This is a genomic window from Hymenobacter sp. H14-R3 (genome assembly GCF_030063445.1).
Classification (GTDB): Bacteria; Bacteroidota; Bacteroidia; order Cytophagales; family Hymenobacteraceae; genus Hymenobacter.
On record NZ_JASITD010000002.1, the window covers coordinates 355,857 to 377,568 of the forward strand.

The 21,712-nt window shown below is 64.8% G+C and carries 14 protein-coding genes; 3 read left to right on the forward strand and 11 right to left on the reverse strand.

Annotated elements, in window-relative coordinates:
* Window positions 1-48: 48 nt before the first annotated feature.
* The 4 genes from QMK33_RS03580 to QMK33_RS03595 all read right to left on the reverse strand — a co-directional run bounded on the left by QMK33_RS03580 (window position 49) and on the right by QMK33_RS03595 (window position 4,841).
* Window positions 49-825 (reverse strand): hypothetical protein, encoded by a 777-nt coding sequence (locus QMK33_RS03580; protein WP_283563173.1) that lies wholly within the window; start codon window positions 823-825, stop codon window positions 49-51.
* A 66-nt stretch (window positions 826-891) separates the two neighbouring features.
* Window positions 892-1,797 (reverse strand): EamA family transporter, encoded by a 906-nt coding sequence (locus QMK33_RS03585; protein ID WP_283563174.1) that lies wholly within the window; start codon window positions 1,795-1,797, stop codon window positions 892-894.
* A gap of 59 nt (window positions 1,798-1,856) precedes the next feature.
* Window positions 1,857-3,866 carry a TonB-dependent receptor plug domain-containing protein gene (locus tag QMK33_RS03590; protein ID WP_283563175.1) on the reverse strand — a complete coding sequence of 670 codons (2,010 nt, stop codon included), beginning with the start codon at window positions 3,864-3,866 and terminating at the stop codon, window positions 1,857-1,859.
* A 66-nt stretch (window positions 3,867-3,932) separates the two neighbouring features.
* On the reverse strand, window positions 3,933-4,841 hold the full coding sequence (locus QMK33_RS03595; protein ID WP_283563176.1) for a DUF3078 domain-containing protein: 909 nt from the start codon (window positions 4,839-4,841) through the stop codon (window positions 3,933-3,935).
* A gap of 111 nt (window positions 4,842-4,952) precedes the next feature.
* On the opposite strand from QMK33_RS03595, the gene QMK33_RS03600 reads away from it, so the two are divergent.
* Window positions 4,953-6,107 carry an acyltransferase family protein gene (locus QMK33_RS03600; RefSeq protein WP_283563177.1) on the forward strand — a complete coding sequence of 385 codons (1,155 nt, stop codon included), beginning with the start codon at window positions 4,953-4,955 and terminating at the stop codon, window positions 6,105-6,107.
* 173 nt (window positions 6,108-6,280) lie between these two features.
* On the opposite strand, the gene can is transcribed toward QMK33_RS03600, so the two are convergent.
* The 6 genes from can to QMK33_RS03630 all read right to left on the reverse strand — a co-directional run bounded on the left by can (window position 6,281) and on the right by QMK33_RS03630 (window position 13,760).
* Window positions 6,281-7,006, reverse strand: a complete 726-nt coding sequence (gene can / locus QMK33_RS03605; protein WP_283563178.1) for a carbonate dehydratase — start codon at window positions 7,004-7,006, stop codon at window positions 6,281-6,283.
* Window positions 7,007-7,092: 86 nt separating this feature from the next.
* Window positions 7,093-7,923 (reverse strand): DUF4249 domain-containing protein, encoded by an 831-nt coding sequence (locus tag QMK33_RS03610; protein ID WP_283563179.1) that lies wholly within the window; start codon window positions 7,921-7,923, stop codon window positions 7,093-7,095.
* Window positions 7,924-8,094: 171 nt separating this feature from the next.
* Entirely contained in the window at window positions 8,095-10,515 is a 2,421-nt protein-coding gene (locus tag QMK33_RS03615) for a TonB-dependent receptor (protein WP_283563180.1), read from the reverse strand.
* A gap of 74 nt (window positions 10,516-10,589) precedes the next feature.
* Entirely contained in the window at window positions 10,590-11,882 is a 1,293-nt protein-coding gene (locus tag QMK33_RS03620) for a sensor histidine kinase (protein ID WP_283563181.1), read from the reverse strand.
* A 193-nt stretch (window positions 11,883-12,075) separates the two neighbouring features.
* Complete coding sequence (locus QMK33_RS03625) at window positions 12,076-12,753, reverse strand: response regulator transcription factor (protein WP_283563182.1); 678 nt, start codon at window positions 12,751-12,753, stop codon at window positions 12,076-12,078.
* Window positions 12,754-12,932: 179 nt separating this feature from the next.
* Entirely contained in the window at window positions 12,933-13,760 is an 828-nt protein-coding gene (locus QMK33_RS03630) for a phosphatase PAP2 family protein (protein ID WP_283563183.1), read from the reverse strand.
* A gap of 501 nt (window positions 13,761-14,261) precedes the next feature.
* Between QMK33_RS03630 and QMK33_RS03635 the strand changes: the two genes are divergently transcribed.
* Complete coding sequence (locus QMK33_RS03635; protein WP_283563184.1) at window positions 14,262-16,175, forward strand: DUF4350 domain-containing protein; 1,914 nt, start codon at window positions 14,262-14,264, stop codon at window positions 16,173-16,175.
* A gap of 174 nt (window positions 16,176-16,349) precedes the next feature.
* On the forward strand, window positions 16,350-17,210 hold the full coding sequence (locus QMK33_RS03640; RefSeq protein WP_283563185.1) for a fumarylacetoacetate hydrolase family protein: 861 nt from the start codon (window positions 16,350-16,352) through the stop codon (window positions 17,208-17,210).
* A gap of 200 nt (window positions 17,211-17,410) precedes the next feature.
* On the opposite strand, the gene QMK33_RS03645 is transcribed toward QMK33_RS03640, so the two are convergent.
* Window positions 17,411-21,595: a DUF8696 domain-containing protein gene (locus tag QMK33_RS03645; RefSeq protein WP_283563186.1), complete on the reverse strand. Its 4,185-nt coding sequence runs from the start codon at window positions 21,593-21,595 to the stop codon at window positions 17,411-17,413.
* Between the last annotated feature and the right edge of the window lie 117 nt (window positions 21,596-21,712).

Below are 21,712 nucleotides of genomic sequence, written 5' to 3' on the forward strand. Positions count from 1 at the left end.
AGTCGTTCAGCCCTCGCTCACGCGACAACCTGATTTAGCGATTAGGCGCTAGCTCACCTTCTTTAGGCGGGCAAGAAAGATGCCCGCCACCAGCGCCGCCCCGCCGGCCAGCGCTACGCTGGCCACTAGCCAGCTCAGGCCCTCTTTGTGGTAGCCTCGGTAGCTGGTGTATAGGAGCATTAGCCCGATTAGCGCGGCCCACCAGGCAGTGCGTGGGCTACCCTTGGCGGGCGGGGTGGGCGGGCGCGCGGGCGGCGGCGGGGCGGCCCGGAGCTGGCGCAGAGCGGGGTAGGCCTCCCCAACGGCCGGCGGCAGGCTGGCAAAGCCTGTTAGGGCGAGCAGGTCGGGGGGCAGGCTGCCCAGCGGGCCGGGGTGAAGCTGGTCGATGGCCGTGAGTTGTTCGCGCAGGCTTGCCAGCAGCCCCTCGGCACCTTGCATCCCGGCTAACGAGTAGATATCCAGGTGAATATGGTCGTCTTCGGCCGGCAAGTGCGCCAGTAGGTAGCGTACAAAGTCCTGGTAGGCCGCCGCGAGCGCGGGGTGGTAGTGTTGCAGCCAGCGCTGGGCTTTGGCGCTGTTGGCTAGTAGCTCGGGCTTATGGAGGTGGATGTTGGTGAGGCGGGGCCAGATATCGTCCAGGGTTTCGCGCTCGTACTCATCGCCATTTAGCCACACATAGAAGGCATAATTCCAGGTAGGCTCGGCGCGCGCCAGGGCCGGCTCATCGAGCAGGGTCAGCCAGAAAAAGGGCAGGAAGTTCTTGGCTTCGAGCAGCTCTTTCTGTTCCGTTTCAGTGCGGATAATCAGGTACGTGTAGTTTCCCATAAGTTCTTCCTCACTACTTAGTTAGGTACACTTGGGCAAGGTAAAGCAAACGGAACTACATGGCCCTCAAACTTGCTTTTGCTGCGTGGTGATGAGCACCACCGAGCCCACGATAACAACCGCCCCCACCAGCATCTGGGCCGTAAGGGCTTCGTGCAGCAGGACCCAGCCCAGCAGCACCGCCACCACGGGGTTCACGTAGGCGTAGGTGGCCACCCGCGCCGGCGGGGCGTGTTGCAGCAGCCAGCTATACGCCGTGAACGCCACCAGCGAGCCAAACACTACCAGGTAGCCCCAGCCCAGCCACGCCGCCGTGCCAAACTGGCTGGGGTGCAGCCCCCGCCACTCGCCAGTGGCCGTGCCCAGCAGCAGCAGCAGCGTGCCGCCGCACAGCATTTGCATACCCGAGGCCAGCACCGGCGAGCGGGGCCGCGGCGCGCGCAGCCCGTAGATGGAGCCCGCCGCCCAGCTAAAGGCCGCCAGCAACACCAGGCCCACGCCCAGCAGCTGGGCCCCGCCCCCACCGGCCGTCAGCTGCTCGCCTACCAACAGATACACGCCCCCAAAGCCCAGCAGCAGCCCCAGCACCACCCGCCCGCTGGGCCGCGCCTGGCCCAGCCACCACCAACCCAGCAGCACCACCCAAAAAGGCTCGCTGGCCACCAGCAGCGCCGCCAGGCTCGATGGCAGCGTGCGCTCGGCCAGCACTATCAGGCCGTTGCCGCCCACCAGCAGCAGCGCCCCCACCACCGCGCTCGTGCGCCACTGCGCCCAGGTGGGCCGCTCGTAGGTGGCCGAGGCCCGGCCCGCCAGCGCCAAAATGCCGCCCGCCAGCACGAAGCGGCTACCCGCCATCAGGAAAGGCGGCATAGTGGCGATGGCGTACTTAATAGCCAGGTACGTGGAGCCCCACAGCAGGTACACGGCCGCAAAAGCGGCGATGAATAGAAGGCGGGAGGGTTTGGTAATCATTAAGATAGCTATAAAATTTTCATTGCGAGCACCGCGAAGCAATGACGGGTGGCACTGTATCACTTCCGCAGCGCCACGCGCACGCCGGCCATGAGCCAGCGGGTGGGCATCTGGGCCCCCAGCAGGTCGGAATACTTGGCGTTGAACAGGTTTTGGGCCTGGCCCACCAGCCACACGCGCTCGGGCAGCAGGGCCAGGTCGAGGCGGGCGTTGAAGACGGCGTAGCTCGGCGTGAGGCTGGCCACCAGCTGGCCATTGGTGGGCGTGACTACGGTATTCTGCCCGGCGCGCTGCTTGAACAAGCCGCCAAACGCCACCGTGAAGTGGCGGTGCGTGAGGCTCACATTGCCGGCCACCAGGTGCCGCGCCACGTTGGAGAGGTACTGCGACTGCACATCGCCCTCGGTAGCAAGGTTCACGTAGGTGTAGCCCACGCTTCCATCAAGCTTCAAGCCCTCAGCTAGTTGGGCGCGGGCAGTCACCTCCGTTTCAATGCCCTGGGTAGTCACTGCAAACAGGTTTTGGGCGAAGCGGTAGGTGGTGGTATTCCCTGGCTTCGTATCCAGGTTGGTAAAGCCCGTAGCCTCTATCACTTGCTGACTAGGTTGGCTCACGTAGTCAATCAGGTTGCGGCCGTAGCGGTTGAAGTACGTGCCGCGCAACGTGAGGGCCGGCAGGGGCTGGTAGTCGAGGCCCGCTTCGTAGTTGATGGTGCGCTCGGCGCTCAGGCCAGGGTTGCCCACGTTGAAGCCGGTGGGCACCACGCCCGGCCGAATGGCCGAGTTATACTGCTCAGTAAAGTTGGGGGCCCGGATGCCGCGGCCCACGGCCCCGCGCACGGTCAGCTTTTCGCCCACCTGCTGGCTGGCGTTGAGCTGGGGCACCACCTCGGTGCCGTAGTTCTGGTCGTGGTCGAGGCGTAGGGCGGCCGTCACGTTGAGGCCCGGCGTGGGCGCAATGGCCGCCACCGCAAACGCCCCGGTGTGCCACACGGCGTGGTCGCCGCGGTCGTTGCTCTGCACGGCGCGGCGGTCGGCCTGGCCACCTAGCGTAACACGCACTTTAGCAGATAGTTGCAACTGATGCTGACCCTGCACGTTGAGGTAGTGCAGGAGGTGGTCGCTGGCCGCCGTGGTGGGCGTATACACGTAGAGGTCGGTGCTGGCCGTGCCCACAATGGAGAGCTCGGTGCGGGCACGCTCGTTCCACTCGTAGCGTAGCTGGCCCTGGTACCAGTCGCGGCTGGTGGTTTCGCGGGCGCGGTCGCCAGCGTTGGTAGTGTAAAAATTCTGGGCGTTGAAGTCGCGCCGGTCGAAGCTGGCGCGGGCGGCGGCGCTGAACTTCTCGGTGAGCTGGTACGCGCCCGACAGCGAGTAGGTATTCAGCTTGAAGTCGTTGCGCAGGCCGCCGGGCAGGTTCAGCAGCTGGCCGCTGGCCGTGTTGTTGAGAATGCCGCCCGCCAGGCGCAGGCCCTTCTCCTGGCCATAAAAGCCGGCATTGGTGCTCTTAAGGCCGTATTCGCCGGCCAGGAAAGTACCGGCCAGCTCCACGGCATCGGGCCGGTGGGTGGCGGCAAAGGTCTTAGTTACAATGTTGATGAAGCCGCCCACGGCATCGGGGCCGTAGAGAGCCGCGCCGGGGCCACGCACTATTTCGAGCTGCTCGATTTCGGCGGGCGTAATGGGCAGGTAGCCCGCAAAGTGGCCCGTAAGCGGGTCGTTGAGCCGCATGCCATCCAGCAAAATGAGCACCTGGTTGAACGTGGAGCCGCGCAGCGTAATGTCGGCCTGCGCCCCAAAGTTGCCCCGGCTCTGCACCTCGATATTGGGCAGCAGGCGCAGCAAATCGTCGAGCGAGGCCACTGGGTAGCGGCTGAGCGTGCTGCCGGGCACCACGGTTACGTAGCGGCCGCTCTGGCCCGCCAGCTGGCCGAGGCGGGTGGCGTACACGGTTACCTCGCTCAGCTCGCGCTGGCGGGCGCTGTCGGCGGGGGTGGCCGGGCGCTGGGCCTGCGCCGCCAGCGGCAGCAGCGATACCAGGGCCAGGGTATTTCGTAAAAACAGGGGCATAAGAGGGGTTTGAAAACGGCCGCAAAGGTACCCGCCACCCCCACCGAAAACCCACTAAGGCTACGTTTATTTCGGTACTACCACCGGCTTCTGGCGCGTTAGCAACAAGCCCAGGCCCAGCCCCTGGCTGAACTGGATGCCGGGGTCCTGGTCGTATTGATATAGTAAGGTGCTCTGAAAATTGACGCTCAGCAACCCATATACTTTGGCCGTGAGGGTGACGTCGAGGCGCTGGTTGACGTCGCGGAGCCGAAACGCCCCGTAGTTGGTGAAGAGCAGGTAGCGGGCCTTGAAGTTGGCGCTGGGGCCCAGCGGCTGGTCGAGGGTGGCCAGCACCTGGGCCGCCAGCACCTCCCAGCGCGTGTGGTGGCCGGGGTTCACGCCATACACCACATCGGTAGGCAGGGTTTGGAAGCGCGCCAGGCCGCGCACCAGGGTAAGGCGCGGCGCAAACGGTGATAGCCGCAGGCTAAAACGCTTATTTGGGTGAAAATCAATACCATACGCATTAGTCAGGTAAGCCGGCGCTAAAAAGCTGGATACCAGCCGCGGCACCTCGCCCGAGTAGTCGTAGCCGGGCGCGAATTGCGAGAGCAGGTTCAGCGACCCAAACAGGGCCCACTTAGGCGTGAGGGCGTGGCCGTACTTGGTGTCGAGCCACAGGCGGTCGTTGGTTTTGCGGTAGCCCTGGCCGCGGGTGTACTGCCCGGCGTAGAGAAAATCGGCCTCGTTGTCCCAACTGCGCTTTTCGCGCTGGTAGTGCGCCTGGCCGTTAAAGAGCGTACTCAGGCCCAGCGAGGTAGCCCCACCACCCTTCCAGTTATCCGATATCACCGCCTCGTTGAGGTTAACGCCCGCCTTGAGGCTGGTGCGCCAGTACGCGGTATCGGCGGGCGCGACGGCGGGCACCGCCTGGGCCTGGGCGGTGCCCACCCAGCCGAGCGCGAGCAAGAAAAGAGTAACGGGTTTTTTCATAAAAAGCGCCTGCCGCAAGCGGCAGCTTGCCGCGGTTAAGCTGGTGCAAATGTATTGGGGCGCTGCGGCCAGGTGGCCAAGGCTGCGCCGGGGTTAGTATTTTGCGGGCCCATGTCGCCCACTATCCCTACCGCGCCCGCCGGCGCAACTGCCTATTACCCGGCGCTCACCGGCCTGCGGGCGGTGGCGGCCTACCTAGTTTTTTTTCTACACTTCCGGCCGTTGGCGTGGCATGAGGGCTGGGTAGACCTGGTTTGCCGGCAGTTTTACCTGGGTGTGAGCATGTTTTTTGTGCTCAGCGGCTTCGTTATTGCCCACCGCTACCAGGGCAGCGTGCAGCTAAGCCGGGGCTGGTGGCGCGCCTACTTTTGGCGGCGCGCAGCACGCATCTACCCGGCCTACTTGCTGCTCAACACGTCGGTGCTGGCCCGCATCTACTGGCCCCTGCCGGCGGGCAAAGTGGGCAATTCGCTGCTACTCGTTTTTCTGAGCGAAAGCATGTTGCGCGGCTTTTCCAGCACCCTCAAGTACGTAGGGCTGCCCCAGGGCTGGTCGCTCACGCCCGAGGAATGCTTCTACTTTTCGGTGCCCGTGCTGCTAGTGCTGTGGGGGCGGCGCGGTTGGCAGGGGGCCGTGGGGTTCGTGGCGGCTGTCTTCTCATTTGGCTTGCTGCTAACCTGTCTATGCCAGGGCCGGCCGGCGCTACATGGCTTTTTCGGCTCCTATTACCACCTGTTCAACTTCACTTTTTTTGGGCGCGTGCTGGAGTTCACGCTCGGCGTGGGGCTGGCGCGCTGGTGGCGGGCGCGGCCCACTTGCGCGGCAGCTACGTGGCCGTGGCGCACGCTGGCCGGAGCGCTGGGCATGGCGCTGCTGGTGGGCGCGCTGGCCACCATCAACTCACCCCAGCCGGCCTACGAGGGCAACTTATACCCGTCGGCCATCGTGCTCAGTATCGTGGCTTTTCCGCTAGCCATGGCGCTGCTACTGGCGGGGCTGCTGGCCGAGGCCAGCTGGCTGCGCCGCTGGCTAGCCACGCCGCTACTGCAAATGCTGGGCCGCAGCTCCTACTTTTTTTACTTGTTTCACGTGGGTCTTTTCAGCATTTGGTGGCGCGGTGCATTTGGCTGGAGCCGGCACGTAGGGTGGCAGTTTGTGGCCACTATTATTCTCGCCGAGCTCGGCTACCGCTTTTTTGAGCGGCCGGTGCACCGCTGGCTGCTAGCCCGCACCAACCGAGCGCCACGGCAGACCAGCTTAGCATAAGTTATTTACTAGCAGTAGTTTGCCCGAACATACGCTACCACAACGACGTACCAAACGCAGAAAGGCCTCTTGCCTGGGAGAGCAACCAACGTCGTGGGACGATTAAGTTACTCCCCCAGGCAAGAGGCCCTCCTGCGTTCAGCACGCTGGGCTGCTCCCGCCTGCTCAACCAGCTACTTGCCCCCGTTCGGCCGCCATTCGGCTTCTTCGGTGGGGCCTACCTGGGGGCCTTCGTAGGGGTCGGCTTCGTCGCCCTTCTCGATGGCGGCATCTACGCCGTAGATGTGCTCCATCTCCTCCATCACCGCATCGCCGTGCATATCCAGGTCCTTGAGCACGCCATCGGCAATGTCGTACACGAGGCCGTGCAGGCGGGGCGGTTTTTCGCCGCGCATGGCGTTCTGAATGATGTTGGTTTTGGCCAGGTTGCGCACCTGCTCAATCACGTTGAGCTCTACCAGGCGGCGCATACGCTGCGTATCGTCCTTGATGCGCAGCAGCTCGGTTTCGTGCAGGCGCACCACGTCGCGGATATTTACCAACCAGTTGTCAATCAGGCCATACTGCTTGTTGGCCGCGGCTGCCGCCACGCCGCCACAGCCGTAGTGGCCACACACCAGAATATCCTGCACGCCCAGTACTTCCACCGCGTATTGCAGCACGCTGAGCAGGTTCATGTCGGTGTGCACCACCATATTAGCGATGTTGCGGTGCACAAACATCTCGCCCGGGCCGGTACCCGTGATGCCCGAGGCCGGCACCCGCGAGTCGGAGCAGCCAATGAACAGGTAGCGCGGCTGCTGGCCGTTGGCCAGGCGCTGAAAAAACTCGGGGTCTTCGTTGTTTTTAGTGGCTACCCACTGGCGGTTGTTGGCTAGAATGTCCTCAATTCCGGGCATAAGAAGAGAGCCGTTGGGCTGGTTGATGAAGGAAAAAGAAAATATGTATACGCAGTTGGGTGCGGTTCGTGTTCGGCCCGCTGGGCTTATAAGGCAGGCACCACCAGGCTACGCTGCCGCCGCGAGTGGGCACTGAAATAGCCCAGCACACCGCCCGCAAAATTAGACTTCGGGTTGGCGGGCGTGGTACTAAAAGCGCCCCCCGCCTGCAAGGTCTGGTTGAGGGTGCGGAAGTACTCGAAGGCGTTGGGGTCCAGGTTTTGCATCTCCACGCGCACGCTGTCGCCGGTGGCCAGCTTGTCGGCATCGTCGGCATTGTTGCCGCCGCCCTGGGCATTGAGGCCCCGCGCGTTGAGCTTACCATCGGTAAACTCGTCGTTCTGCAGGAAAATGGTCTTATTGAGCCGGCCGTTGCGGTACTGCCGAAACAGGTAGTAGTTGGGCACGCCGGCCGGGTCCTGGTACTCGGGCACGAGCTGAATGTTGGTACCCACCACGCTTTTCTGGGCCTTGAGGCTCAGCAGCGGCACCACCGGCGCGGGCAGCGTGCAGGCCGCTACGTAGGCCTGGCCCTCGGTTTCCACGCGCAGCATGTAGCGCCGGCCCGATTGGCCCGTGAGGGTGCGGCCGCGGTACTTGCCGGGGGTGCTGGTTTCGGCCAGGGTTTCGCGGCCGCCCGCGTCGTCGCTAAGCGTAATGGCAGCCCCGCTCACGGCCGGGAAGCTATTGGTTTGGGTGTAGTCGACGCTCTTGGAGAGCAGCACGGTGCAGGGCTGGCCATCGTCGGCCAGGTTGGCTTCGATGGTTAGCTGCGGGCTGGTGTTTTTGAGGTCGAGCGTCACCACTTTCTGGCACGAGGCGGCGGTGAGCAGGCCAGCGGCCAGGGCCAGCTGGCGGAGGATGAAAGGAAATTGCATGGAGATGGTCGTTCTGGCGGGGCGCCTCACCCCCCGGCCCCCTCTCCTTCAGAGAGGGGGAGCCGGGCGCAAGTGAATCTGCACCTTGTGGTAGGAAGAAAGTCGTCCGGCTCCCCCTCTCTGAAGGAGAGGGGACCGGGGGGCGAGGCCACCCGCCCGAACGACAACTACCTAAAAGCTGAAATTGTACGTAGCCGAGGGTATCATCCGAAACAAGGCCGTTTGCAGGGCCTGGGTTTTGGTGGCGTCGTCGGGGTTGGTTTCGAAGGTAATGGTGTAGGGGTTTTCGCGGCCCAGCACGTTGTAGATGGAGAAGTTCCAGGAGCTGTGCCAACGCTGACCCTGCTGGTGGGGCTTTTCGAGGGTGGCGCCCAAGTCGAGGCGCTGGTAGCTGGGCAGGCGGTCGCCGTTGCGCGCGCCGTAGAGGCTCACGGCCTGGCCGGCCACGAAGTACTTGCCAATGGGAAACGTCACGGCGTTGCCGGTGCTGCCCACAATGGTGCCCGAGAGGCTCCACTTGGGCGAGAGCTGGTAGATGCCCACCACCGAGAGGTCGTGCGGGCGGTCTTGCCGGGCATTAAACCAGGCCCCGGCGTTGATGTCGGCAAACTGGCGCTGGCTCTTGCTGAGCGTGTAGCCCACCCAGCCGGTGAGGCGGCCGGTTTCCTTGCGCAGCAGCAGCTCAATGCCGTAGGCGCGGCCCTTGCCGTAGAGCAGGGTGCTTTCCACGTCCTGGTTGCCGTTGAGGTTGGTGCCGTCGCGGTAGTCCACCTGGCGCTGGAGCCACTTGTAGTAGATTTCGGCCGAGAAGGAGTACGCCCCGCCCTGCAAGCGCCGGTAGTAGCCGCCCGAGAGCTGGTCGGCCAGCTCGGGCTTCACGTTGAGCGAGGTAGGCACGTAGAGGTCGGTGGGCGAGGTAGAGGCCGAGTTGCTGAGCAGGTGCAGGTTTTGCACGTTGCGGGCGTAGCCGGCCTTCAGCGACACGTCGGGCGTGAGGGCGTAGCTGGCGGCAAAGCGTGGCTCCAGGTTGAGGTAGGTTTTTACTACTTCGCCCGTGTTATACGTCTGGCTGCTAACAATCTTCCCATTCGTATCGTACGCCGAGTAAGTACCCGAACCCAGCAGGCTGAACTGCGAGAGGCGCAGGCCGGTGGTGAAGTCGAGCTTGTCGGTGGCGCTCCACTCGTGCGATACGTAGCCGGCCGTTTCGAGCGAGTGGTTGGTGCGGTCGGCCGTGGAGTTGACCACCGCATCGGCCGCGGCCGTGACGCGGCCCGGCGAAATGGTGTGGTAAATGGCGTTGAGGCCAAAGCGCAGCGTTTGGCGCGCGCCGGGCGAGTACTCAAAATCCTGCTTCAGGTTGAGGTCCTGAATTTTGGAGTCGATGCTGAAATCCTGCTCGTTGGCCCGAATCTTAATCTGGTACGAGTACTTGCTGAAAATGAGCGTCGTATTCGAAAACAGCTTGTCGGTAAACAGGTGGTTGTAGCGCAACGTAGCCGTTTGGTTGCCGTAGTTGTTACCGAAGTTGTTGATGCCCAGCACGTCGCGCCCCAGGTAGCCCGAGAAATAGAGCCGGTTGCGGTCGTTGAGGGTGTAGTTGGCCTTGGCGTTGAAATCGTAGAAATACAGGCTGGCGTTCTTGGTAGTTTCGTTGCGCGAGAGCTTCAAAAACACGTCGGCGTAGGTGCGCCGGCCGGTGAGCAGAAACGAGCCCTTGCCCTTCACCAGCGGCCCCTCCAAAGCCAACCGGCTGGCAATGAGCCCAATGCCGCCGCTGCCGTGGAGCTGCTGGTTGTTGCCGTCCTTCATCTTGATATCGACCACCGACGAGAGCCGGCCGCCGTACTGGGCCGGCATGCCGCCCTTAAACACGGTCAGGTCCTTGATAGCGTCGGAGTTGAAGGTCGAGAAAAAGCCTAGCAGGTGCGAGGCGTTGTACACCACGGCCTCATCGAGCAGAATCAGGTTCTGGTCCACGTTGCCGCCGCGCACCGAGAAGCCGCTGCTGCCCTCGCCCGCCGTTTTGATGCCCGGCAGCAGGGTCAGGGTTTTAATCACGTCTTTCTCGCCAAAGAGCACCGGCACCTTGGCTATCTGCTTGATATCGAGCGTTTCGACGCCGCCCTGCGCCCGGCTGATGTTGGCCTGCGAGCTGCGACCGGTTACCACTACCTCGTTCAGCTCCTGGCCGCCGGGGGTCAGCTTGAAGTCGAGGCGCTGGCTTTTGCCCAAGGCCAGCTGGCGGCGCTGGGCGGGGTAGCCCACAAAGCTGGCCTCCACGGTGTAGGTGCCGGCCGGCACGGTGAGAGTGTAAAAGCCGTAGGCATTGGCCGCCGTGCCCACGCCGGGCAGCTCGACCAGGCGCACCGACGCGCCGGTGAGGTCTTCGCCGGTCTGGGCATCTTTCACCGTGCCGCTGATGGTGATGCGGCCCTGCGGCGCGGCCTGAGCCTGAGCCGTTTGGGGGCCGAAGCCCGCCCCGGCCAGTAGCAGCAGCCCCAGCGGCCGCCCCGCCGCGCGGCCCCAGCCGAGCCCCAAAGCCCGCGTTCGATTAACCTGGACCAGAAAAAGAATAGCTAGTGGCTTCATCCCGCAAAGCTACCGGCGGCGCGGCCAGGCGGCCGCGTTTAGTTGGCCAATCAGCCCAAAACCTATCCGAAAAATCAGGCGCGGCCCACCGCCGCGCCGCCCGGCCCCGGCCCAAACGCTACCCGCAGCGTGTGCCGCGCCCCGGCCGGCGCAAACGTGTAGCTGAGCCCAAAACCGTAGTAGGCGCAAATTTGCTGCACAATGCTGAGGCCCAGGCCCGGCGACTCGGAGGCGGCGTTGTGCTTGCGGAAGCGCTCGAAAAAGCGGGCCGGGTCGCCGCTCACCACGGGGCCGGGGTTGCTCACTTCCAGCGCATGGGCGGTGAGGTGCACCGTTACGTCGCCGCCCGGCACGTTGTGCCGGATGGCGTTGTGCAGCAGGTTGTGCAGCAGCGAATCGGCCAGGCCGGGGTGCAGCTGGCGGGGCGGGGCGGCGGCCAGGTGCAGGTGCGGCGTGAGGTCGCGGGCGTCCAGCAGCGGGGCCAGCTGGGCGGCTTTTTCGCGCACCAGGGCGGCCAGGTCGAGGGGCACGGCGGCGTGAAACTGCCCGTTTTCGATGCGGCTGAGCAGGCCCAGCGCCTGGTGCAGCCGCGAAAGCCGGCGCGTGGCCCCGTAGAGGTCGGCCAGCAGCGGGGCGGCGGCGGCATCGGTGGCCAGGGCGGGCAGTTGCAGCAGCTGCTCTAGCTGGGCCTGCATAATGGCCAGCGGCGTCTGGGTTTCGTGGGCGGCGTTGGCCGTAAACTCGCGCAGGCTCTCGTAGTCGGCCACCAGGCGGCGGCTGAACTGGGTGAGGGCCTGGTTGAGCTCGGCAAATTCCTCAATTTTAGAACCGGGCAGGGCCAGCGGCTGGTGCTGCTGCAAGTCGTAGCCCCGCAGTGTGGCCAGCGTGTGCTGAAACGGCGCCCACAGCCGCCCCGATAAGTAGCGGTGCAGCCCCACAATGCCCGCCAGCAGCAGCGCCAGCACCACCAGCATGCTGCCCACCGTGGCGGCCAGCAGCTCATCGGTTTCGACCATCGACTTGCGCAGCGTTACCCAAACGGGGGGCTGCCCCGGCCCCAGCGCCCGAAACGTGAGCTGCCGGTGCGGTACCATCGAGCCCTCGGTGGGGTCAAGCAGCAGCGTATCGGAAAAACCCAGCGGCCGGGGCTGGCCGCTCACGCTGTACTGCTGCCGGTACACGGGCTCGGGCAATGGCCGGCCGGCCGCCACGCGCTCCTCCAGCTCCAGCTGGTTGTTGTGCAGCTGCTCGCTCATCTCATCACGCACGGCCCGCTCAATGCCTACGTACAGCACCCCGCTGCCCAGCACAAACAGCCCCGCGCTCAGCAGCAGGTAGTAGCGGTTGGTGGCGGCGAGGAGCTTCATTTTTGAGGGCATGAGGGTAATAAAAGAACGTCATGCTCATCTGGCGGCCACGCAGTGAAGCAGCTCGCACGGGGCAGTAAAATCATTTGTTAGCACGTTGCCTTTCCGCTCAATGAAGTGAGCGAGCTGCTTCACTGCGTGGCCGCCAGATGAGCGTGATGTTCTTTTATTACCCTCATGCCTTCATCACAACCTACTCACTACTAAGCTTATACCCTACCCCGTACATCGTGCGAATATAATTCTCCGCCCCCTTTTCCTGAAGCTTTTTGCGCAGGTTTTTGAGGTGCGTATAGATGAAGTCGAATGAGTCGGCCGCATCTACCGAGTCGCCGCAGAGATGCTCGGCAATGGCTTCCTTGGTGAGCACGCGGCCGGGGTTGGCCAGCAGGTAGAGCAGCAGGTCGTACTCCTTGCGGGTGAGCGTGAGCGCCTCGCCGCGCACCTGCACCTCGGCCTGGTCGGGCCATACGGTTAAATCTCTGAAAATCAAGTGATTACTACCCTGAAAGCGACGACGACGGATAATGGCCCGCAGCCGCGCATTCAATTCCGAGATATGAAAGGGCTTGACCAGGTAGTCGTCGGCCCCCAGGTCTAGGCCAGCCACGCGGTCGTCGAGCCCATTGCGGGCCGAAATAACCAGCACCCCGGCCGGCGAGTTATCGGCCTTGAGGGCGCGCAGCAGGTCGAGGCCGTTGCCGTCGGGCAGCGTGAGGTCGAGCAGCACGCAGTCGTAGCGGTAGAGCTTTATTTTTTCGTAGGCCTGGGTGAAGTCGGCGGCTACCTCCACCACGTAGCCGCCCTGGCGCAGGGCCTCGACAAGGGTAGAGCGCAGGGCGGGCTCGTCCTCAACTAACAGTAATTTCATGGGTAGGCAACGCTGGTGTAGCCCGCGAAAAAACGAGTCAATTCTGAAGTAAATCTGGCTGTATGGTAAGCTTTAGCTTGCCGGCGCCTGGGGCGCCTGGTGGCAACCCTCAGCTTGCCAGCACATTATGCCACACTGGGCCAGGCGCCGGCAAGCTAAAGCTTGCCCTACAATTCTTCCTACTTCGAGGGGCGCCACGTCAGGCACAGGCCGGGCGTATTGCCGTAGAACGTGGGCACGATGCCCACATCGCGGCCAATGGACTTGCGGCCCCAGCGGTTGCGGTGCGTGAGGTAGGCCAGGTGGGCGCTCAGGATGCCGAAGCCCGCGCCGGCCACTACGTCGCTCTGCCAGTGCTTGTCCACCACCATGCGCAGCACGGCCACGCTGGTAGCCACGGTGTAGGCCCCGATGCCATACCACTGGCTTTTATCCCGAAACTCGGTGTGCACGATGCTGGCCGCCAAAAACGCCTGCGCCGTGTGGCCCGATGGAAACGAGAGGTTGTCCGACCCATCGGGCCGCTCCTCGTGGCTGAGCGCTTTCACGATGTACGTGCTGCCCAGCATAATAGCCTCGCTTTTGGCAATAATGAGCAGGGTATTGATGCGGTCGCTGTGGCTTTCGACGCCCGCCAGCGCCACGGCCCCCAGCTCCAGGTAGGGCACAAAGATGAGAATGTCGGCCACGCGGCTCTGCGACGACGGGAAGATGCGGTGGATGTCGCGCTGCGCCTCCTGGTTGGTATAAAAGCCGTTGCCGTTGAAGGTGTAGGCCCCGTAGCCAATGAGCACCGCCGGAATAGCTACCGCCCTGAACAGCTTGCTCTTAAAGAACGGCTGCTTGGCCGTGGTTGGCACCCCGGTCGGGTTCTCGTACTTATGGGTGGTGTCGGTAGCGGCCGGGGGGTTGGCGGGGTTGAGCGGCACCTGGGCCAGCACGGGCGTAGCAGTGCTCAGCAACAGGCCCAGCACTGCCACTCGGGTAGAGGAAAAAAGTGAACGCATAGGGTGACGATAAGGTACTGAAATGCGCTCTACGCAAGTCAGCCATTTTTTGCTGCCTTTGCAAACCTAGCGGCCGATTCTGAAGATATCCTGCCGCGGCTGCTTGGCGTGGGCGGGCCACCTGGGCTTGCCCTCAGGCCCCGGCGGGCAAGCCCAGCGGCAACGTTCCCGGTAACGATAGCGCAACTAAATCCTGGCCGTTGCTTGCAGATACTGCCCGGCGGGCCTAGTATTCCGTGGCCAAACCTGAGTTTGCGCCTGGTTTTGGCTGCTCTTTGCTTTTGGTTGCTCAGTGGCTGCGGCCGGGCGGCCCCACTTTCCCACCCGCTTCTATGCCCCGCTTTCCGTTGCTGCCGGGGGCGCTGCTGGCCCTCGCGGCCCTGCGCGCCCCCCCGCCCAACCCGCCCCGTGGCCTCCTTTGCCCCGGGCCCGCCCACGCTGCCCGCCGTGCTGCCGGGGGCGCTTCAAGGCCGACACCAAACGATAAACGAAATTCCCCTTATGCCCTCTCCCACCCGCCTCCTCCTCACGGCCGCCCTGGCCCTGCCGCTGCTAGCCCCGGCCCAAAACGCGCCGGCCGCCATGTTGCAGCGCATGGCCGATGCCTTTATTGCCCAGCACCCCGACTCCATTGTGCTTGCCAACCGCAAAACTGCGTACTGGGACCACGAGCAAGGCCTGATGCTCAAGGCGTTGGAGCGGGTGTGGGAGCGCACCGGCGACGGCCGCTACTTCACCTACATTCAGAAGAACCTCGACCAGTTTGTGCAGCAGGATGGCAGCATCCGCACCTACCAGGCCACCGATTACACACTTGCTAACCTTGCCACCGGCCCGGCCCTGCTGCTGCTCAGCCAGCTCTCGGTGCCCGGTAGTGGGAAGTACCGGCTGGCCGCCGCCACCCTGCGCAAGCAGCTGGCCGGGCAGCCGCGTACCAAGGAGGGCGGCTTCTGGCATAAAAAGGTGTATGCCAACCAGATGTGGCTCGATGACCTCTACATGGCCGCGCCGTTTTATGCCCAGTACAGCGCCCTCACGGGCGACGCGGCCGGCCTCGATGACGTGGCCAAGCAGTTTGCCCTCGTCGAAAAGCACCTGCTCGACCCCAAAACCGGCCTGCTGCGCCACGGCTACGACGAAAGCCGCACCCAGCCCTGGGCCAACAAGGCCACCGGGCAGTTGCCCAACGCCTGGAACCGCGCCGTGGGCTGGTACGCCATGGCCCTCGTGGACGTGCTCGACTACGTGCCCGCCACCAACCCCCACCGCGCCGAGCTGGTGCAGGACCTGCGCCGCCTGGCCCCCGTGCTGGCCAGGTACCAGGATGCCAAAACCGGCACCTGGAGCCTCGTAATGGGCCACGAAACCGAAAAAGGCAACTACGCCGAAGCCTCGGGCAGCAGCATGTTTGTGTACGCGCTGGCCAAGGGCGTGCGCCTGGATTACCTCGATAAAAAATACGCCGCCGTGGCCCGCAAGGGCTACGACGGCATTTTGAAAACCTTTATCAGCACCGAAAACGGCGCGCTGGCCCTCAACGGCACCGTGGGCCCGGGCGGCCTGGGCGGCACGCCCTACCGCGATGGCTCGTTCAAGTACTACCTCAGCGAGCCGCTGCGCCAGAACGATTTGCAGGGCGTGGGCCCGTTTATCCTGGCCAGCACGGAGATGGAAATAGCGCAGGAAAACGCGCCCGGCCAGGGCAAAACCGTGGGCCTCGACTACTATTTCAACCACGAAATGCGCAAAAACGCCTTCACCGGCCAGCCCGAGCAGTGGCACTACACCTGGGAGGACCGCTCGAACGGCGGCTTCTGGCTGTGGGGCACTCAGCTGCGCGAGCTGGGCGCGCGCACCGTGCCGGTGCCCGCGGCCCCCACCGCCGCCACTCTCAAAGGCCTGCGCGTGTACGTGATAGTAGACCCCGACTCTAAGAAAGAGTCGCCCACGCCCAACTACGTATCGCCCGCCGATGGCCAGGCCGTGGCCGACTGGGTGCGGGCCGGCGGCACGCTGGTGCTGCTCGCCAACGACACCGCCAACTGCGAAATCACCCACTTCAACACCCTGGCCCAGCGCTTCGGCATGCAGTTCACCAACCAGAGCGTGAACATGGTGCAGGGCAGCCAGTTTGAGCAGGGCCGGGTAGATTTGGCCAGCGGCGCGGCCGTTTTCAAGCAAGCTAAAGCGGCTTATGTCAAGGAGTTGTCGGTGCTGGCGTTGCAGAGCCCGGCCCAGCCGCTGGTGACCAATGGCGGCAAGGTCATCATGGCCACGGCGCAGGTGGGCAAGGGCCGCGTGTTCGTGCTCGGCGACCCGTGGCTCTACAACGAATACACCGACGGGCGGAAAATCCCGGCTACGTTCGAGAATTTCCAGGCCGGCAAGGACCTTGGGCGCTGGCTGCTGAAGTAAGGAGCAGTGGCCAATGAACAAAAGAACGTCAGGCAGCCCGAGGGGAAGCATCTCGCTTGCGGCCGTAATCAAAAGCGGGGCACGGCAAGGTTAGTGCACCAGGCAAGGTGCTTCCCTTCGGGCTGCCTGACGTTCTTTTGTTCACTATTCACTGCTCACTGCTCCTTACTTCCCATGCTTCTCATCCGCCACGGCCAGCCCGGCCGCGAAAAACCCGGTATTGTCCTCGATGGGCAGCGCTACGACCTCAGCGCCTTTGACGAAGACTACGACGAGCGCTTTTTTGCCAGCGATGGCCTGGCGCGGCTGGCCGCCTACGTGGCCGTGCAGCGCGAGCTGCTGCTGCCCCTGGCGCCCACCGCGCGCCTGGGCCCGCCCGTGGCCCGGCCCTCCAAAATTGTGTGCGCCGGCCTCAACTACACCGACCACGCCGAGGAAATGGGCCTGGGCCTGCCCACCGAGCCGGTTATTTTTTTGAAGGCCACCTCGGCCATATCCGGGCCCGATGACGATATTATTTTGCCTAAAGGCTCGGTGAAAACCGACTGGGAAGTGGAGCTGGCCGTGGTTATCGGCAAGCGCGCCAGCTACGTGCCCGAGGCCGACGCGCTCGACTACGTGGCCGGCTACGTGCTGCACAACGACGTGAGCGAGCGGGCCTACCAGCTGGAGCGCGGCGGCACCTGGGACAAGGGCAAGGGCTGCGACACCTTCGCCCCGCTCGGCCCCTGGCTGGCCACGCCCGACGAGCTGTCGAGCCCCAAAAGCCTGCGCCTGTGGCTGTCGGTAAATGGCGAAAAGGTGCAAGATGGTAACGCGGCCAACCTCATTTTTGGGGTGGCCTACCTCATCAGCTACGTCAGCCAGTTTATGACATTGCTGCCCGGCGACGTGCTCTCGACCGGCACGCCCGCCGGCGTGGGCAGCGGCCTGAAACCGCCCCGCTTCCTGGCCCCCGGCGACGTGGTGGAGCTGGGTATCACCTGCCTCGGCACCGCCCGCCAAACCGTGCGCGCCCACCCGGCCGACTTATAGGCGGGGTGCGTTAAATCTGCTTTGGCAGGTTGGCCTGTTTTCACCGCAGCCGCCGCCAGCCCTGCCGGTTGCTGGGGTTTCAGGACACGCTTTATGCCTTCGGTTACGGCAGCCGGCAGCTATGTGAGGACTGTTACACCGGCCAATCTGTACGCTGATTTGGGAGCTGCGCTAAGCTGTGCGCAACCCAGCAAACCGCCTTAATACACCACCGTGAGCGACCCGGTGTACGCCTTGCCGTTGCCCAGCGTGATGAGGTAGTAGTAGGTGCCCACCGGCGCGGGCTGCCCGCTGATGGTGCCATCCCACTCGTTGCCGCGGCGGTAGCCCGAGGTTTCAAAAATCTTGTTGCCCCAGCGGTTGAGCACCGTCACTTTGTTGGCGGCGTAGTCGCCGATGTGGTCGATTTGCCAGGTGTCGTCCAGGCCATCGCCATTGGGGCTCAGGGCGTTGGGAATGCGCAGGCGCGGGGTCACCGTCACGGTTACCGTGCTGCTAATAGCGCAGTAGCCGCTGCCGGTCGACAGCGTGTAGGTGGTAGTAACCAGGGGCGAGGCAATGGGCCGCAGCCGGCTGGTGCCCTCAAACGACAGGCTGGCGGCGGGCGTCCAGGTTACCGGATAGCTGCCGCTGGCTGTGCCTTCGAGCGTCACGTGGTCGCCCTCCATAACGGTTTTGTCGGGGCCTGCTTTCACCTCAAGGCCCTCCAGGATGCTGACCGGTAGCGCATTGGAAATGAGCGTAATGGGCCCGCAGGCGTTGGTAGTGCGCAGGGCCAGCGTCACGGCCTGGCCATTGCGCAGGGTGGTGGTGCTGAAGGTGGTGCCCTGGGCCCCAGGCACGGCCGCGCCGTCTACCTGCCACTGGTAAAGCGGGTTGGCCCCGGAGTCCGTCACCTTATCTACCTGAAACACCACGGGCGTGCCGGGGCACACCGGCAGCCCCGTTTGCACGCTGATGGCCAGCGTGGGCAACGGAGCCGGCGTGAGGCTGATGGTGACGGTAGCCGTGGCTGCGCCCGTGGTGCAGATGCCGGCGGTGGGCGTGAGCTCTACCCGCACCTGGTCGCCGTTGCGTAGCGTGGTTACCGTGTAGGTAGGGCCATTGGCTACCAGGATGTTATTCACCAGCCAGCGGTAGGTGGGCGCGGCTCCGGCATTGGTGGGCACCGGGGTAAACACGAAGGGCAGGCCGGCGCATTGCGTGGCCGGAGTGGCCAGCGCCACGCCCACTGGCAGCACCGGTTGCAGCCGCAAGGCCACCGCGTTGGAGGTAGCCGCGGTGCAGTTGCCCGACGTGGCCCGCCGCCGGTAGTAGGTGGTGGTGGCCACCACGCCCGGCGCGTAGGTGGGGCCGGTAGCGCCCGCCAGGTCGGCCCAGCTCAGGTTGTCGGGCGAGGTTTCCCACTGGTAGGTGTAGGTGCCCGTGCCGCCGCGGGCGGCGGCCACGCTCGTGAGCGGCGCGGCGCTGGTACCGGGGCACAGGGCCTGGTCGGGGCCGATGGTGCCGGCCCCCAGCGCCGGGTTCACCGTAACGGCTACCGTGGCGGTGTTGGCACAGGCCGTGGCCGGGTTGCGCACCAGCAGGGTATACCCCTGGGTAATGGGCGCACCGGTGGCGTTGGGCAGCGTCACGGTGGGATTGGCAATAGTGCTGCTGCTGAGGCCTATAGCCGGGCTCCAACTGTAGGTATAGCCCGCCACTGGCGCAGCGCCCAGCTGCACCGCAATGCCCGCGCAGGTAGCAATAGCCGGGCCCGCCGCCGCCACGGGCAGCGGGTTAATCCGCACCGTAACCGAGGCCGAGGCCGAGCAGTTGGCCAAGTTGGTGGTCGTGAGGGTGTAGGCCTGCACAACAGCCGCGGCGGTAGTATTGGTCAGCGCCACGGTAGGGTTGGCAATAGTGCTGCTGCTGAGGCCCGTAGCCGGGCTCCAGCTATACACAAAGCCCGCCACCGGCGCAGCACCCAGCTGCCCCACCTCGCCCGAGCAGATGACGATGGGCAAACCGGGCACCACCACGGGCGGGGGGCTCACCGTTACGGTTACTGAGCCCACGCCTACGCAGCCGGTGCGGGTGTTGGTGGCGGTGAGGGTGTAGGTTTGGGTAGCAGGCACGCCGGTGGCGTTGGGCAGCGCCACGGTAGGGTTGGCAATAGTGCTGCTGCTGAGGCCCGTAGCCGGGCTCCAGCTGTACACAAAGCCCGCCACCGGCGCAGCACCCAGCTGCCCCACCTCGCCCGAGCAGATGGCGGTAATCGGGCCGGCTGCCGCCACAATAGCCGGGCTCACCGTGACCGTGACCGAGTGGCTGGCCTGGCAGCTGCCGGTGGCACTGGTTTCGGTGAGGGTATACGTCTGGGTGATGGGCGCGCCGGTGAGGTTGGTGAGCGTGGCGGTGGGGTTGGCAGCCGTGGCGCTGCTCAGGCCAGTGGCCGGGCTCCAGCTGTAGGTGCTGCCCGCTACCGGGGCGGCCCCCAGGCCAATGGGTACTCCCGAGCAGGTGATGAGCCCACTCGGGCCCGCGGCGGCGGCGGGGCCGGGCAGCACCGCCACCGTTACCTGCGAGGTAGTGGCGCAGGCGGTGCTGGTGGCCAGCGCCGTAATGGTGTAAGTGGTCGTTTGGGTGGGGCTCACCACAAACGGGCCGGGCCCGGTGAGCGTAGCGGGGCCGCCCACCACCGTGTAGGTAACCCCACCGCTGGCGGTGAGCGTAGCGCTGCTGCCCCGGCAAATGCTTAGGGTGCCGGCCACGGCCAGCGCAACGGGCTGGCCCACCACCACGCGCTGCGTGGCCGAGTCGGTGGGGCAGCCGTACTGCGCGGTGCCCCGCACGGTGAGCGTGCCGCCGGCGCTGCCCCACTGCACCTGCACGGTGGTGGCGGTGGGGCTGCCCAAGAGGGTGCCCCCCACCACGCGCCAGCTTACCCGGGCGGCGCTGCCGCGGGCTTCGTAGCCATAGGGCATGCCCAGGTCGCACACCACTGCGGGCCCGCTGATGGTAGGCCCCGCCGGCTTGGTTACGGTAATGTGCAGCACCTCCACCACGGTTTTGCCGGCGCAGCCCGTATCCTTGGCCGTGAGGGCCACGTCGTAGGGCGTGGGGCGGGCGTCGGCGCAGGTGGTAGCAAGGGCGAAGGTGCCCGTAACGGTGCCATTGGTACCCGTTATGGTGGCGGTGCCGGTGGGGTTGCCGGGGGCCACGGTGCCAGGGTCGCCGTTGAGGGTGGCCGCGTAGCCGCCGGGCCCGTCGAGCAGCTGGCTGTTGAGCGTCAGGGTTAGCGGGTGGCCATCGGCCTGGGTCACCGTAATCGGAATGCGGAGGCTACTGCCGGCCTCGATGGTGTAGTTGCGGGACATTACGGCTGGCGGCGGCAGCACCGGGGCCTTGGTAGCCGGGCATTGGGCCACTACCAGCTGCAAGTCGCGCCGGGTGGTGCCAACGAGGATTTCCTGGCCGTTGATGGTGCGGTACTCGTTCACATCCACAGCCACCACGTACTTGCCGCCCGGCGTGCTGGCCAAGTACTTAGCTATGCCAGTGGCGGGGTCGAGGGCCGCAAAGTTGCCCGCCGCGGTGCCAAAGGGCGTGGCCGCCGAGTAGCCGTAGCCCGGCGCGTAGGCGAGCACCGGCACCGGCAGCGCGAAGCCGCCCAGCGGCAACGCGCCCAGCGCCCCCACGATGCCGTAGGGCTGCCCAAACGTGTACGCCAGCCGGTCGCCATCGGCATCCACGGCGTTATTGAGCAGGATGGTGGTGTCGCCGGCGCAGATAACGGCCACCGCCACGTCCGAAAACACCGGCGAGTGGTTGGGCAGCTGCGGGGGTTGCAGGGCCGCGTACAGCGTGAGGGCCTGCGTTCCCGGCTGGTACAGGTTGGTCACGTCGTTGTTGCGGTTGCCGTCCGTAAACAGGGCGTAGTAGCCTTTGGCCGACCGGCGCAAATTCACCACGCCCACAAACTTTTGCACCCGGTAGGGCAGCGACGGCCCAGTTATGGTGCAGCCCGGCGGCACGGCCGGCGACAAGCACGCCGAAACCGACGTTTGCAGAATGCTCATCATGCCGTCCTGCCCGGCGTAGGTCACCGTGTTGTCGTAGTTATCGAGGGTCAGCGCCACCCGGGCATTGGTGGCCTGGTCATAAATGCCGATGCTGGCCGAGGGCCGCAGCGTGGTTACGTTGTTGCCGCAATTGTTGTAGAGCGTCACTGTCAGCTCGTAGCGCAGCGGCGCAATGGCCGGGCCGTTGGCATCGAGGTAGCGGTAGGTCATTTCGCCCCCCAGCAGGTGGGCGGCCCGGGCCGATTGGGCCGCCCCCAGCACCAGCAATACCAGTACCACCCGCAGCCAGGCATTCAAGCGAACTAGTAGAGTTGAATTCATAGAAAAAAAGAATAGATACGTGGCAATACTACCGGGGTCAGCCCGCAATACCCGGCTGGCCAGCTCGCGCTATGCGTTGTGAAAGCACCATTTCAAAGTAGCCTATACCACCAATAA

Bases quoted from the DNA above. Each gene is read 5' to 3' on its own strand.
- QMK33_RS03580 (WP_283563173.1), bottom strand. From the start codon at position 825: ATGGGAAACTACACGTACCTGATTATCCGCACTGAAACGGAACAGAAA.
- QMK33_RS03615 (WP_283563180.1), bottom strand. From the start codon at position 10,515: ATGAAGCCACTAGCTATTCTTTTTCTGGTCCAGGTTAATCGAACGCGG.
- QMK33_RS03640 (WP_283563185.1), top strand. From the start codon at position 16,350: ATGCTTCTCATCCGCCACGGCCAGCCCGGCCGCGAAAAACCCGGTATT.
- QMK33_RS03595 (WP_283563176.1), bottom strand. From the start codon at position 4,841: ATGAAAAAACCCGTTACTCTTTTCTTGCTCGCGCTCGGCTGGGTGGGC.
- QMK33_RS03635 (WP_283563184.1), top strand. From the start codon at position 14,262: ATGCCCTCTCCCACCCGCCTCCTCCTCACGGCCGCCCTGGCCCTGCCG.
- QMK33_RS03600 (WP_283563177.1), top strand. From the start codon at position 4,953: ATGTCGCCCACTATCCCTACCGCGCCCGCCGGCGCAACTGCCTATTAC.
- QMK33_RS03630 (WP_283563183.1), bottom strand. From the start codon at position 13,760: ATGCGTTCACTTTTTTCCTCTACCCGAGTGGCAGTGCTGGGCCTGTTG.
- QMK33_RS03625 (WP_283563182.1), bottom strand. From the start codon at position 12,753: ATGAAATTACTGTTAGTTGAGGACGAGCCCGCCCTGCGCTCTACCCTT.
- QMK33_RS03590 (WP_283563175.1), bottom strand. From the start codon at position 3,866: ATGCCCCTGTTTTTACGAAATACCCTGGCCCTGGTATCGCTGCTGCCG.
- can (WP_283563178.1), bottom strand. From the start codon at position 7,006: ATGCCCGGAATTGAGGACATTCTAGCCAACAACCGCCAGTGGGTAGCC.
- QMK33_RS03585 (WP_283563174.1), bottom strand. From the start codon at position 1,797: ATGATTACCAAACCCTCCCGCCTTCTATTCATCGCCGCTTTTGCGGCC.
- QMK33_RS03645 (WP_283563186.1), bottom strand. From the start codon at position 21,595: ATGAATTCAACTCTACTAGTTCGCTTGAATGCCTGGCTGCGGGTGGTA.
- QMK33_RS03620 (WP_283563181.1), bottom strand. From the start codon at position 11,882: ATGAAGCTCCTCGCCGCCACCAACCGCTACTACCTGCTGCTGAGCGCG.
- QMK33_RS03610 (WP_283563179.1), bottom strand. From the start codon at position 7,923: ATGCAATTTCCTTTCATCCTCCGCCAGCTGGCCCTGGCCGCTGGCCTG.